Origin of the sequence: Thioclava sp. GXIMD4216 (assembly GCF_037949285.1) — a bacterium.
Classification (GTDB): Bacteria; Pseudomonadota; Alphaproteobacteria; order Rhodobacterales; family Rhodobacteraceae; genus Thioclava; species Thioclava litoralis.
Genome location: NZ_CP149926.1, coordinates 2,475,479 through 2,489,087 on the forward strand (window position 1 = coordinate 2,475,479; position 13,609 = coordinate 2,489,087).

The 13,609-nt window shown below is 61.0% G+C and carries 14 protein-coding genes; 6 read left to right on the top strand and 8 right to left on the bottom strand.

From position 1 onward, the window contains the following. Nucleotides 1–81: 81 nt before the first annotated feature. The 4 genes from WDB88_RS12030 to WDB88_RS12045 form a co-directional block, all read right to left on the bottom strand. Nucleotides 82–501 (bottom strand): secondary thiamine-phosphate synthase enzyme YjbQ, encoded by a 420-nt coding sequence (locus WDB88_RS12030; RefSeq protein ID WP_339107915.1) that lies wholly within the window; start codon nt 499–501, stop codon nt 82–84. Next, the gene (locus WDB88_RS12035; RefSeq protein ID WP_339107916.1) at nt 498–980 is read right to left on the bottom strand and encodes a hypothetical protein; all 483 of its coding nucleotides are present in this window, start codon (nt 978–980) and stop codon (nt 498–500) included. Before WDB88_RS12035 ends, WDB88_RS12030 begins: the two co-directional genes overlap by 4 nt. A gap of 30 nt (nt 981–1,010) precedes the next feature. After that, nucleotides 1,011–1,352, bottom strand: a complete 342-nt coding sequence (locus WDB88_RS12040; protein ID WP_339107917.1) for a hypothetical protein — start codon at nt 1,350–1,352, stop codon at nt 1,011–1,013. Nucleotides 1,353–1,427: 75 nt separating this feature from the next. Continuing rightward, complete coding sequence (locus WDB88_RS12045) at nt 1,428–1,799, bottom strand: helix-turn-helix domain-containing protein (RefSeq protein WP_339107918.1); 372 nt, start codon at nt 1,797–1,799, stop codon at nt 1,428–1,430. A gap of 106 nt (nt 1,800–1,905) precedes the next feature. On the opposite strand from WDB88_RS12045, the gene WDB88_RS12050 reads away from it, so the two are divergent. From WDB88_RS12050 to WDB88_RS12060, 3 genes are all read left to right on the top strand, one after another. After that, nucleotides 1,906–2,757 carry an SDR family oxidoreductase gene (locus tag WDB88_RS12050; protein WP_339107919.1) on the top strand — a complete coding sequence of 284 codons (852 nt, stop codon included), beginning with the start codon at nt 1,906–1,908 and terminating at the stop codon, nt 2,755–2,757. 149 nt (nt 2,758–2,906) lie between these two features. Further along, entirely contained in the window at nt 2,907–3,560 is a 654-nt protein-coding gene (locus tag WDB88_RS12055; RefSeq protein WP_339107920.1) for a 3-oxoacid CoA-transferase subunit A, read from the top strand. After that, complete coding sequence (locus WDB88_RS12060; protein ID WP_339107921.1) at nt 3,560–4,216, top strand: 3-oxoacid CoA-transferase subunit B; 657 nt, start codon at nt 3,560–3,562, stop codon at nt 4,214–4,216. The genes WDB88_RS12055 and WDB88_RS12060 overlap by 1 nt, the downstream gene beginning before the upstream one ends. A 330-nt stretch (nt 4,217–4,546) precedes the next feature. On the opposite strand, the gene fabI is transcribed toward WDB88_RS12060, so the two are convergent. From fabI to dnaG, 4 genes are all read right to left on the bottom strand, one after another. Then, complete coding sequence (fabI, locus tag WDB88_RS12065; protein WP_339107922.1) at nt 4,547–5,311, bottom strand: enoyl-ACP reductase FabI; 765 nt, start codon at nt 5,309–5,311, stop codon at nt 4,547–4,549. Between the two features lie 160 nt (nt 5,312–5,471). Next, complete coding sequence (locus WDB88_RS12070; protein WP_339107923.1) at nt 5,472–5,963, bottom strand: hypothetical protein; 492 nt, start codon at nt 5,961–5,963, stop codon at nt 5,472–5,474. A 3-nt stretch (nt 5,964–5,966) separates the two neighbouring features. After that, nucleotides 5,967–7,967: an RNA polymerase sigma factor RpoD gene (gene rpoD, locus WDB88_RS12075; RefSeq protein WP_339107924.1), complete on the bottom strand. Its 2,001-nt coding sequence runs from the start codon at nt 7,965–7,967 to the stop codon at nt 5,967–5,969. Between the two features lie 132 nt (nt 7,968–8,099). Continuing rightward, nucleotides 8,100–10,103: a DNA primase gene (dnaG, locus tag WDB88_RS12080; protein WP_339107925.1), complete on the bottom strand. Its 2,004-nt coding sequence runs from the start codon at nt 10,101–10,103 to the stop codon at nt 8,100–8,102. 328 nt (nt 10,104–10,431) lie between these two features. On the opposite strand from dnaG, the gene WDB88_RS12085 reads away from it, so the two are divergent. The 3 genes from WDB88_RS12085 to WDB88_RS12095 are packed head-to-tail and all read left to right on the top strand — an operon-like array spanning nt 10,432 to nt 13,483. After that, nucleotides 10,432–12,231, top strand: a complete 1,800-nt coding sequence (locus WDB88_RS12085) for a pilus assembly protein TadG-related protein (RefSeq protein ID WP_339107926.1) — start codon at nt 10,432–10,434, stop codon at nt 12,229–12,231. Between the two features lie 17 nt (nt 12,232–12,248). Beyond that, a complete protein-coding gene (locus tag WDB88_RS12090) occupies nt 12,249–12,824 on the top strand; it encodes a hypothetical protein (RefSeq protein ID WP_339107927.1) in 576 nt (191 codons plus the stop codon). Further along, a complete protein-coding gene (locus tag WDB88_RS12095; protein WP_339107928.1) occupies nt 12,821–13,483 on the top strand; it encodes a hypothetical protein in 663 nt (220 codons plus the stop codon). The genes WDB88_RS12090 and WDB88_RS12095 overlap by 4 nt, the downstream gene beginning before the upstream one ends. Nucleotides 13,484–13,609 lie beyond the last annotated feature (126 nt).

Below are 13,609 nucleotides of genomic sequence, written 5' to 3' on the forward strand. Positions count from 1 at the left end.
TATAGGCGAGACGCGAATCATTGGGTAGCCATAAAGTGCGTCTACCAAATACGGGAAGGCGGAACCTGTGGCCGATCCGACTCAGCGCAGCATTGCGAAGACATGGCGGCTATGGGGCTGATCGCGATGTTCAAAGAGGTAAATCCCCTGCCACGTGCCCAGCACCATCCGCCCCGCGACCACGGGGATCTGCAAGGAAACAGGCAGCAGCGCCGCCTTCACATGGGCGGGCATATCGTCGGGGCCTTCATAGGTATGGACCATCCAGGACTGGCTGGGATGGGTTGTGGGCGGCACCAGCCTGTTGAAAAACCCGTGCAGATCGGTCTGCACATCGGGGTCGACATTCTCCTGAATGACAAGACTGGCCGAGGTATGACGGAGAAACAGCGTCAGCACGGCCTCATCGGGCGCGTCCTCCTCGACCCATTCGGCCACATCGCGGGTAAATTCGTATAGCCCCTGCCCCGTCGTGCCGATCCGGAATTCGCGTGTACTCATTGGCAGAACCAACCTCCTGCGCCCAAATGCCAGCCGTCCGGCGCATGGCAATACCCTTTTGCAATCAGCGCCTCGCCGATCGCGGAAAAATCGGCTTCGGGCGTACCGGCACAGTCCAGTCGCGCAAGCGGCTGCCCTCCGCGTGACACATCCACGCCCGCTCCCCGCGCCAGCCGGACCTCGTCCCCTTGGACAGCGCGCTCGACGAAATCGAAAACACTGTAATCGACGCCCTTATTGGTCAGAGTCACCTGCTCCCAGATGGTCGCGCCCACACCGGGCCAGGGCTGATAGGTGACCTCTTCGACCGGACGGGTCAGCACCAGATCGGGGGCGGCCTGCGGCCCGTAACGATAGGTCAGCACCCCGCCCTCCAGCGTGAGCGACAGCTGCGCCGCCTTCCCCTTGATCCGGCAATCCAGCAGGCTTTGCGCGGCCAGGGGCTGCGCCAGCATTCCGGCCACCAGCAGGGCCAGCATAGGCCCCCGCCGCCCGCGAACTGTCACCGCTTAGCCCGAAACCGGACGCGCCGCACTGCGATCACGCGCCGAAATCGCAAGACATTCGGGGTTGATATCCATGATCTTGCGCTCTTTTGCCCAAGCCGCATCCAAAGCCGCCGCATCCAGACCTGTCTGGCGCGTGGCCAGCGGGGTCTTGGTGCCATTGCCGATGCCGTTCACAAGATTATAGGTGCCGTCCTTGGCATCTTCGACATACAGAAAACAGGTGCCAGCCTGATCCATCGAAGGCCCGGTCGGGCGGGTCGCAAATACCGGATGCCCGTTTTCATCCACCACGCAGGCAGAGAGCACGAGCAGACCGAGCAAAGACATAATCTTGCGGGACATATTCACCTCGAAGCTATAATGGTTCCGGCATAGCAAGACCGGAGGCCAAGGGGAAGCCTTAGCCCGCACATCCGCTCAGCCCGTATAGGCCCGCCGCGCCGTTGCAATCTGCACCTCATGCGCCTGCGCCCATTCGATCAGCCCCAGAAGCGGCGGCAGCAATGACTGGCCCATCGCGGTCAGCGCGTATTCCACACTGGGCGGCTTGGTCGGAAAGACCGTGCGCCGGATCAGCCCGTCGCGCTCCAGATCCCGCAGGCTCTGGGTCAGCATCCGCTTCGAGATATCCGGCAGCGCCTTTGACACCTGCGAAAACCGGCGGGGGCCGGAGGCCAGCTCCAGCACGATCAGCGTGGTCCATTTCGCCGCCAGATGGTCCAGCACATGGCGCACCGGACAATCGGCCAGATCACGCCCCTGAGGATCGAACAGCCGTTCTTGCAGCATGGGGTTCCCTTCCTGTTACCTTGTACCGAAAACCTGCCTCCTTCACAGCGCAGGAAAAGGTCTCTATCCGAGACCTATACTCTTGTTGCAACCAAAAGGAAAGATAATGCGCTATATGATCACCGGTGCCTCGGGGCAGTTGGGCACACATGTTCTGGCCGCCTTGTCGGCGCGCATCCCGAAAGCCGACATCACCGCGCTGGTGCGCCGCGAGGATGCGGCCTCGGCGCTGGCGGCACAGGGCTACCACACCGCCATTGCCTCTTATGACGATGTCGACGCGCTCACCAAGGCATTTGACGGGATCGACCGGCTGTTGCTGATCTCGGGGTCCGAAGTTGGCCAGCGCGCCCGCCAGCATGGCAATGTGGTCGCTGCGGCCAAAGCGGCGGGCGTGGGCTTTGTTGCCTATACCTCGCTGCTGCAGGCCCATCGCTCGCCCATGCTGCTTGCCGCCGAGCATAAGGCCACCGAAGAGGCACTGGCGGCCTCGGGTGTGCCGCATGCCCTGCTGCGCAATGGCTGGTATTCGGAGAACATGCTGGCGGGGCTGGATCATGCGCTTGCCAATGGCACCATGATCGGGGCCTCCGGCACAGGCCGCTATGCCTCTGCGCCGCGCCACGATTACGCCGAGGCCGCCGCAATCGTGCTTGCAGGCGGCGACCATGCAGGCAAGATCTACGAACTGGCCGGCGATGCAAGCTATACCGGCGCGGAACTGGCCGGGATGGTCGCGCAGGCCTCCGGCAAACCTGTGACCTATATCGACCTGCCCCCCACCGAGTATAAGGCCGCGCTTGTGGGCGCAGGCATTCCGGACGGCTTTGCCGACGTGCTGGTCGACAGCTCTGTACGTGCGGGCGAAGGCTGGCTCGACGACCGCTCGAAGGATCTGTCGCGCCTGCTGGGCCACCCGACCGAACCGATGGCCGTCACAGTCCGCAATGCGCTATAATTACGCATGAAGGAGGGGGGCCATGCGCCCCTCCTGCACATCCGGTCAATCATGCGTTGAAATATGCAGGCTCATCGGGAATAGTCAAAGCACCTATTTCAGACGTTTCATTTGACATATCGCCCGCAGCGAGACCGGAGGACATCGCCATGAAGCCCGCCCTGACTGCCGAAAAAGCCGCAGCCCTTGTCCCTGACGGGGCCACTGTAATGATCGGGGGGTTCATGGGCGTGGGCACACCGCGCCGCCTGATCGATGCCCTTGTGGCAGCCGGTGTCAAGGACCTCACCGTGATCGCCAATGACACCGCCCGCCCCGATGACGGTATTGGCCGGCTGATCACGGCCCGCGCGATCAGCAAGGCGATTGTCTCGCATATCGGGCTGAACCCCGAGACCCAAGCCCAGATGATCGCGGGCGAGATCGAGATCGAGCTGGTGCCGCAGGGCACTCTGGTCGAACGTATCCGCGCCGCGGGCGTAGGCTTGGGCGGCGTGCTGACGCCTACGGGCGTGGGCACCAAGATCGCCGAGGGCAAAGAGGTCCTGACCATCGACGGCAAGGTGTTCCTGCTGGAAAAGCCGCTGGCGGCGGATTTTGCCCTGATTGCCGCGCATGAGGCCGATTATGTCGGCAATCTCACCTATTCGATGACCGCGCATAACTTCAATCCGGTCATGGCGATGGCCGCCACTACGGTGATCGCCGAGCCGGGGCTGATCGTGCCTGTGGGCGCGATCCCGCCCGATGGGGTCAAGACCCCGGGCGTATTGGTCGACCACCTGCTGGAAAGGCTGCACTGATGGATGCCAAGGAACTGATCGCCCGCCGTGTCGCACAGGAAATCCAGCCCGGATCGCTGGTCAATCTGGGCATCGGGCTGCCGTCGCTGGTGGCAAGCTATGTGCCGCAGGAAATGAATGTGTTCTTTCAGGCCGAAAACGGCGTGATCGGCCTTGGCTCGCGTCCGCCAGACGGGATGGAAGACCCCGATCTGACCGATGCGGGGGGCGGCTTTGTGACCGCCGTGCCGGGGGCGGCCTCGATTGACAGCGCAATGAGCTTCGGGCTGATCCGTGGCGGCCATCTGGATGTGACCGTGCTGGGCGGGCTACAGGTGGATGCGCGCGGCTATCTGGCCAACTGGATGGTGCCCGGCAAGCGCATCCCCGGCATGGGCGGGGCGATGGATCTGGTGGCGGGGGCCAAACGGGTCATCGTCGCCATGCAGCATTCTGCCAAGGGCGAGGCCAAGATCGTGACCGAATGCACCCTGCCCCTGACGGCGGAACGTCGTGTCAGCCTGATTGTCACCGAACTCGCGGTGATTGCGCCACAGGAAGACGGCCTGCATCTGCTGGAACGCGCCCCCGGCGTCAGTGTGGCCGAGATCGAAGCCCAGACCGAGGCCCCGCTGATCCATGCAGGCGAAGTGCCGGAGATGCACCTCCGGCCATAGCCCCCCCGATCCAGCAGCCGTGATGCCCCTGCCACTGGACCTACCTTGCGAGGTCTGGGCGAATCTCCCCTATCGTGACAAGGGCCCGATTACGGATCACGCGCTTGCTGAGAGCAGCAGCAGGGCCGGAGGCTTCGGACCTGTACCCCAATGCCGATTTCGCGGACCTCCAGCCAATGGCAACCGCCAAACCCGTGGCCGAATGCCGCCTTGCAGCTGGTGCCCCAAGCCGCGCGATCAAGCCTGCGCTTCCCCGACCTGTAACGGAAGCCCCGCGGCTTTCTCGGGGCGCCGCCACAAACGCTGCCACAAACGCCCCGCACCTGCTGCCTAGCCCGTAATATTGAACCCGCCATCAATATAATGCAGCCCGCCCGTCAGATTGGCGGCTTCGCGGCTTGCCAGAAAGGCGGCAAAGGCCCCGCAATCCTCGATGGTGGCCAGCTGATGGGTGGGCGCACGGGCGCTGGCGGCCTCCATCATCTCGTCGAAATGGGCAATGCCGGAGGCTGCGCGGGTTTTCAGCGGCCCGGGCGACAGCGCATGCACGCGAATGGCCTTCGGCCCCAGTTCTGCCGCCATATAGCGTGTCGCAGATTCCAGCGCCGACTTGACCGGCCCCATGATATTGTAATCCCGCACGACCTTCTCGGCGCCGTAAAAGCTGACGGTCATACAGGTGCCGCCCTCTTCCATCAGCGGCTCGGCACGGCGGACCAGCTCTATGAAGCTGCCCACCGAGATATCCATCGCCTGAGCCAATCCGCTGCGGGAACAGTCGGTGACCCGCCCATGCAGATCCTCTTTGGGACAGAAGGCGATAGAATGCACAAGCGTATCAAGCCGCCCCCATTGTTGCGTGATCTGCGCAAACAACGCCTCGATCTGATCCGGCATCCCGACATCCAGCGGTGCAATCAGTTCGGCCCCGAGCGCCTGCGCCAGAGGCCGAACATAGGGCTCAGCCTTGACGTTGAGATAGGTTATCGCCAGATCGGCACCCTGCGCCCGCAGCGCCTGCGCGCAGCCATAGGCGATCGAGGTCTCGTTGGCGACCCCGACAACCAGCGCCTTCTGCCCCTTCAATGAAAACATGGTCTGCTCCCGTGGTGGCATGTCCTGAAATTGGATCGCAAACGCCGTAGCCTCTGCCCTGAAACATCGTAAAACCAAACCCGATAGGATGACCTTATCATGCCCGAAGTCGCGAAAAATGCCACTCCGTTTTTGCTGCATTGCAGAAAATCCGAGCGGATCAGGCAAAAGCGGGGCGCAGATCCTCGACCATAGCCGAGCGGATCAGATCCAGCACGGGCGGCTCCACATCATAGCGGCGCAGGTGGATGCGGTAGGGGCGCGGCGCAAACCACCAGCTGAGTTTCAGCGCAGGCGTGGCGGCGGTGATCGACATCACATGCTGACGCAGCGCACCGCGCAGATTGCGGCTACAGGCCCCCACATGCAGCACCCGCGACCCGCTGCCGGTGGGCTGCAGGATCTTCAACCGGTGGCGGTTCTGCGGCGTCAGGTTCTGGCGGTAGCGGGTGAAGGCCTCGGCGGTCTCGGCAGGGTCACCCAGATCCTCGATCAGATAGATCACCCCGCATTCCCACGGGAAGCGCGCATCCAGGTCCTCGCCCCAATGAGCATTTTCCAGCACGACCTCTTCGCTAAAATGCGCCGCGCGCGCAGCTTCCACCACGCGCGCGATACGATCTAGCGGGCCATCAATGGTTTCAGGCCACATAGCTTACTGGTCGAGGAAGGACCGCAGCTTGCGCGAGCGCGACGGATGCTTGAGCTTGCGCAGCGCCTTCGCCTCGATCTGCCGGATACGTTCGCGGGTCACCGAGAACTGCTGACCCACTTCTTCCAGCGTGTGGTCGGTGTTCATGCCGATGCCGAAGCGCATCCGCAGAACCCGCTCCTCGCGCGGGGTAAGCGAGGCCAGAACCCGCGTGGTGGTTTCCTTGAGGTTTTCCTGAATGGCGCTGTCCAAGGGCAGCACGGCATTCTTGTCCTCGATGAAATCGCCCAGCTGGCTGTCTTCCTCGTCCCCGATCGGGGTTTCCAGAGAAATCGGCTCCTTGGCGATCTTCATCACCTTGCGAACCTTCTCCAGCGGCATCTGCAGCTTTTCGGCCAGTTCTTCCGGCGTCGGCTCGCGGCCGATCTCGTGCAGCATCTGGCGACCGGTGCGGACCAGCTTGTTGATCGTTTCGATCATATGGACCGGAATACGGATGGTGCGCGCCTGATCCGCGATCGAGCGGGTGATCGCCTGACGGATCCACCAAGTCGCATAGGTCGAGAACTTGTAGCCGCGGCGGTATTCGAACTTATCCACAGCCTTCATCAGACCGATATTCCCCTCTTGGATAAGATCGAGGAATTGCAGACCACGGTTGGTGTATTTCTTGGCAATCGAGATCACCAGACGGAGGTTCGCCTCGACCATCTCCTTCTTGGCGGCACGCGCCTCTTTCTCGCCCTTTTGCACCTGATTCACGATGCGGCGGAACTCGGTGATATCCACACCGATATAGGTCCCGATCTGTGCCATATCGCCACGCAGCTCTTCGACCTTGTCGCGGTATTTCTCCATCAGGGTCTGCCAGCCACGACCGGGCTTGGCGGCCATCGCATCGACCCAAGTCGGGTCAAGCTCGTATCCGCGATAGGATTCGATGAATTCGCGGCGGTTGATACGGGCCTGATCGGCCAGTTTCACCATCGCGGAGTCGGTCGACATGATACGGCGGTTGATGCCGTAAAGCTGGTCGATCAGCGCCTCGATCCGGTTGTTATGCAGATGCAGCGAATTCACCAGCTCGACGATCTCGGAACGCTTCTTCTGATAGGCCGCCTCGTCAGAGACCGAGAAAGTGCCATCCTCGTTCAGCGTGGCCGACATCCGCATATCCTGCATCTCGGCCAGATCGTCATAAAGCAGCGCAATGGATTCGAGCGTTTCGAGGACACGCGGCTTCAGCGTCGCTTCCATAGCGGCAAGCGACATGTTCGGCGCGTCATCATCATCCTCGTCATCCGAGTCGATCGGATTGCCGTCGGCATCGAATTCCTGCGATTTCTCGGTCTGGCGCGGCTGCTCTTCGCCCATCGTGCCGACCACGGGCTCGTCATCCTCGCCCTCTTCATCAAGCGAGCGCCCGAAAGTCGCATCAAGGTCGATCACGTCGCGCAGAAGAATATCTTCTTCCAGAAGCTCGTCCCGCCAGATGGTAATCGCCTGGAAGGTCAGCGGGCTTTCGCACAGCCCCGCGATCATCGTGTTGCGGCCTGCCTCGATGCGCTTGGCAATCGCGATCTCGCCTTCGCGCGACAGCAGTTCGACCGACCCCATCTCGCGCAGATACATCCGCACGGGGTCATCGGTGCGGTCCAGCGTCTCGCCCGAACCGGAGGACAGCGCAACCTCGCGCGAGCCGCCACCGGTCGTGGCCAGCGCACCGCCCGACGAGCTGTTATTATCGTCAGAGCCGTCTTCATCGGCCTCTTCGTCCTCGATCACGTTGATGCCCATTTCGGACAGCATCGACATGACGTCTTCGATCTGGTCGCCCGATACCTGATCGGGCGGCATGACCGCATTCAGCTGGTCATAGGTAATGTAACCTTTTTCCTTGGCCTCGGCGATCATGCGTTTGACCGCCGTCTTCGACATGTCGAAGGACGTACCATCGTCGCTGGCGGTATTAGGCTTGTTATCGTCGATGTCTTTGGCGGCCATGGGCGCTCCTTGATCGGCTTGGGCTGTAGCACGGCTAGGGCGGGAACGAATCATATCCCGCTGTTTTATCGAATCATTGAACCGAATCACAGAGGGGTGAATCGATCATATTCAGGGCGTTGCATCACGGCGTCATTTTTTCTTCCGCCATATCTCTTGATCGATCACCGATTGCAAATAGGCGGAGAGGGCTGCCCTGTCCTCCCCCATATCACTCGTATCGTCCAGCTTGGATCGCGACGCCTTCTGTCTTTGTCGCGTTGCTTGGCTCAAACGCCATGTGAGCCCTTCATCGGCGGCGCCCTCCAAGTCTTCCATCGCATCTTCCACCTCGGCGCGTACAGCACGGTCTGCATCCAGTTTGGCCAGTTCTTCGGCCAAGCACATACGCGCAAGTGCCGTATCTGTCACCTTCACAACAGGTGGTGCGCTTCGGAGATGGGGCAATCTCATCATTTTTTCAAGATAGTCCCCCATCTGATTTTGCAAGAGCCGTGCCATCTCTTCGTCCCCTGCCCCCAGATTTCGCAGCATCAGATTGCGCAAACGGTCGTGATCGGGATCCGCCAGCGGCGCATTTTCCAACTGCGCCTCGAACTCCGCCACCAGCGCGGGATGCGACACGCAGATCGCCAGCACCATCGCGGCACGCAGACGCTCGGCCACGGCAGCATCCTGCGCCACGGCCAGCATGGAATTGCGGGTCTGCTCCAGCGGCAATGCGGGCAGTTTTCCCCAAGCCCCGCGCCCCTGTGGATAACTCCGGCGGAAGTTACCCCCAGAGCCCTGTTGGTAAGCCTGTGGATAATTCCCACGCGAGGCCCCGCCACCGCCCTCGTCGCGGCCACGGCCCATTCCGAAAAGAGCCAGACGTTTTTCCCTGATCTCCTCGCCATAATGCGCGCGGATCGAGGGGTCCCTGATCTGCGAGATCGCGGCGCGCAGCTCTTTATCCAGAGCCGCCTTGCGCTCGGGGCTGTCAAAGACCCTGCCCTCGATCGCGCGGTTCCACATCAGGTCAATCATCGGACGGGCGGTCTCGAGCACCTCGGCCATCGCCTCACGCCCTTTGGCCTTAATCAGGTCATCGGGGTCCTGCCCCTCCGGCATGATCGCGATACGCAGCCCCTTGCCCGCCTCCAGAAGCGGCAAGGCAAGGTCGATCACCCGATGCGCGGCCCGAATGCCCGCCGTATCGCCGTCAAGCGCGATCACCGGCTCGTCATGGATACGCCATAGCAGTTGCAGCTGATGTTCGGTCACCGCTGTGCCCAAAGGGGCCACCGCGCCGCCAAAGCCTGCCTCGACCAGCGCGATCACGTCCATATAGCCTTCACAGACCACCAAGCGCGCACCTTTGCCGCAGGCTTCGCGCGCAGGTCCGTGGTTGTAAAGCGAGCGCCCTTTGTCGAAGAGCTCGGTCTCGGGCGAGTTCAGATATTTCGCATTATCATTAGGGTCCATCGCCCGCCCGCCAAAAGCGATGCAGCGCCCGCGCGGATCGCGGATGGGATAGATGATGCGGTTACGGAAGACGTCATAGGGCTGTTTGCCCTTGGTCGACGCCTTGGCCAGCCCAGCGCCCAAGATCAGATCCTCGGCAATCCCTTTGGCCCGCAGCGTGTCCCAAAGCCCCTGCCAGCCATCCGGCGCAAAACCGATCTCGAAGCGCGCCTGCGCGGCGGGGTCGAGCTTGCGCTTGGCCAGATAGTCGCGCGCGGCCTGCCCTGCCTGCGTATTCAGCATCAGGCGATAATATTTGACGGCCTCATCCATGACCTTGGCCAGCTCGGTGCGACGGTCCGACTTTTCCTGTGCACGCGGATCTCGGGCAGGCATCTGCATGCCTGCCTCCCGCGCCAGAATTTCGACGGCCTCCATGAACCCGACATTCTCGGTTTCACGCACGAAAGTAACAGCATCCCCTTTGGCATGGCAACCAAAGCAGTAATAATATCCCTTGCGGTCATCCACATGGAAAGACGCGGATTTTTCCTGATGGAAGGGGCAAGGGGCCCACATGTCCCCCTTGGCCTGATTGGACTTGCGATTGTCCCACATGACCTTGCGCCCGACCACCTGAGTGATCGAGATGCGCGTACGCAGTTCATCAAGGAATCCGGGTGGCAAGCTCATACAGAGTATATCGGCCCAGTTTGCGCCCCTGTCCAGAGGGGCAGCCCCCCTGTCCACGCAAAAAAATGTTTGCGACACGCAGTGGATTTTCACGGAAGGATGATTCGCCATCCGATACCGCGTTCCCCCGCAAGCGGTTACAAATTATAGAAAATCCTAAACACTATCATGGCAAAATTCGCCCAATCGCAATCATTTCAGGCCATCTTTTCCATACGCACCAATCCCGCCCGAGAATTGCCCCAATTTCGCCGCAGCTTAAAGATTAAGAACTTGTGAATGTTTGCTGCTGACCGGCAGTCCCTGTTCCAGTTTCCGGAGTTTGCTTATGGCCCATCGCCGCCCCTGTCTGACCGGTCTCGCCCGTCGGAGCCTGCGGCGGCCCCTGCGCCTGCATCACGATGAAACCGGCGCCATCCTCCCCATGACCATCGTGCTGCTGACCGTGCTGCTGGTACTGTCCGGCGTCGCACTGGATTTCATGCGGTTCGAGGCACGGCGCACGGAAATTCTGGCCGCTCTCGACCGCGCATCTCTGGCGGCGGCCTCGCTCAGCCAGGATCTGGATCCGAAACTGGTGGTCGAGGACTATCTCAAGAAGGCCGGACTTGACGGGCTGGACACCACCGTCACCGTTGAACAGGGCACATGGGGCGAATGGCGTCAGGTCCGTATCGATGCGGTCGATACGATGGATACCAGCTTCATGGGCAAGCTCAGCCAGATCGGCATCAAGACGCTATCCACCCATATTTCAAGCCAAGCCACCGAGGCGATTGGCAATGTCGAAGTCTCGATGGTGCTGGACATCTCCGGGTCTATGGGCACTTCGGTGGGCCGGAACACCACCCGTATCTCGGCCTTGCGCAGCAGCGCCTCGACCTTTGTCGACCTGATGTTCACCAAGGTTCAGCCGGCCTCCGCTCCGGCGGGCAGGCTCTCGATTTCGATCATCCCCTATAACCAGCAAGTGGTGCTGGGCAGCACGCTTGCCGACGAGTTCAACCTCTCGACCGACCAGACCCAGACCACCTGTGGCGATGTTTTCCTGCTGCCCAGCTCCAGCATCGCCATCAGCCCCACCACGCCCATCCAGCGCACGATGTATGGCGACAGTTTCGATTACACGCGCCAATATAACGACGACCGGTATATCAGCGACGAAATCAGCGTCCTGAACTGCCCGCAAAACAGCTATGCGACCGTGCTGCCATTCTCGAATTCGCAAACGGCCATCAAGAACAAGATCTCCGGCTTGCAGGCCGGCGGCGATACGGCAATCGATGTCGGGGCCCGTTGGGGGCTGGCGCTGCTGGACCCTGCCGCCAAACCCATTGTCAACAGCCTGATCAACAAGGGCGCGGTCAGCTCCGATCTGTCCGCCCGCCCCTACGCGTATGATCTGACAGGGTCGAAGGCCTCGAATGACCGCGCGATCAAGGTGATGGTGCTGATGACCGATGGCCAGAATACCGGCTCTTACAGTATCAAATCTGCCTATCGCTCCGGCGGATCTTTCTTCTATTCCACCGCGTCCTCGACCGCCTTCGGCACGGACCAGAACTCCTATAACGCGCTCTTTGCCAATATGACCGCGATCGACGCCAATCTCTATTACCGGTATTCCGACCGTTACTGGTATTACAAATACGGCTCGCAATGGTATCGCAAATCGGGCTCTCCCTATAGCGGCCAGTGGTCGGCCACCAATAGCCCCGGCACCTTGCGCCAGATTGCATGGAGCACCGTCTGGAGCCGGAACAGCGTGCCGCATGAATATGTCATCAAGACATTCATGAAACCGCTCTACGATGCGCTGGGGGCCAATAAATCGAGCAAGGAGATCTACGAACTCTTCTCGGAGCAATCTGAACGGGCCGCGACCTACAGCAATATCACCGATGACCAGCATGAAAAGGATGCCGCCCTTGATGCGGTCTGCACGGCGGCCAAGGCCAATGACATCCTGATCTATACACTCGCGGTCGATGCGCCCTCGGACGGTGCCGCAGTGCTGAAATCCTGCTCTTCGGGGGACGGGTTCTATTACGACATCACCTCGGACGAGCTGACCAATGCCTTCTCGAAGATCGCCGCCTCGATCAACTCGCTCCGGCTGACAAACTAGAAACCGCAAGGCGCGTCATGACCTCTTTCCTACGCAAATTCTTTCGTGACGATACCGGTGCCGGAACGGTGGCGGCGGTCATCATGCTGCCCTTTTTCCTGATCTTCGTGGTCGCTGCGGCCCAGATCTTCGTCTTGCAGAGCAAGCAGACCATGCTTGATCGCGGGCTGGAAATCACCGCGCGTAACCTCAGGCTGCAAACCTATGGCACCCTTTTTCCGACGCAGAACCAGATCAAAAGCAATATGTGCCGCAATATCGGCTTTATCAAAAACTGCATGAACCAGCTGACCATCGAGATGGTGGCTGTAGACCGCAGCACATGGACCGCGCCGAACTGGAACAGACAGGCCCTTTGCCACGACTATAGTGACGGCAAGGCCCTTGATGCGGAACCCGTGCTGCAGAAAGGCACGGATAACCAGATCATGCTGATGCGCGCCTGCCTGAAAGTGCCCGCCCTTGTCAGCGACACGATCATGTCCGCCTCTGCCGCAGGCCTGCTGCGATGGGCAATGCTGGCCAAGGATGATGACGGCGAACTCAATCTCATCTCGACCACCGTCTTTGCCAACGAACCGATCCAGCAATGACCCCTCTGCGCCTGTCCCTGCACAAGATGCACCGCGATGAAGACGGCTCGATCCCGATCGAAGCGATCTTCGCCTATCTGATCCTGACCGTGTGGATCTTTCTGGCCTTCCAGTTCTACGACGCCTTCCGCAAAAAAGGCGAGGTATCGCGTGCCGCCTATGCCGTGGCCGATATTCTGTCGCGCGAACGTTCGGCCATCGGCCCCAGCTATCTGGCCGGCATGAAGAAGGTCTATGATTTCGCCGCCCGCAAAAGCTTCGACGGGCAGACCATGATGCGGGTCACCCTGATCGAATGCCACACAACCGCCCAGGATACGGACAACTGCGACGGGGTCACGAAAAAAGCCACCCTGATCGGCTCGTATCCTGTGCCTGCCACGGGCGGGCTGAAAGCGCAAACACAGGCCTCACTGGATAACGAGGCCGACCGCATCCCGATCATGGGAGCGGGCGATACGGCGGTGATCGTGGAAACACTCTACCGCTACCGTCCCCCGTTCAATATCGGCAATCTCACACTGTTATTGCCGGGCGGCAATGGCAGCTCGGATGCCGTAAAGGTCGGCATGGCACAAACCAAAGACGGCATTCCAATCGGCAATTTCGTCGTGACCCGACGTCGTGGCACCCCCATCCAGTGGGACCCGTCCTCCTGACGCCTGCGCGCCCCAGCCCCTCCCCCAAGGCCACAGGCCGCGCAGATCGCCGGAGGCCATGCAAACGGGCTGGTCAAGCAATCCGCGCCTGCCTATGGTCTGCCCTGCCCCGTCGAAAGGAGAATC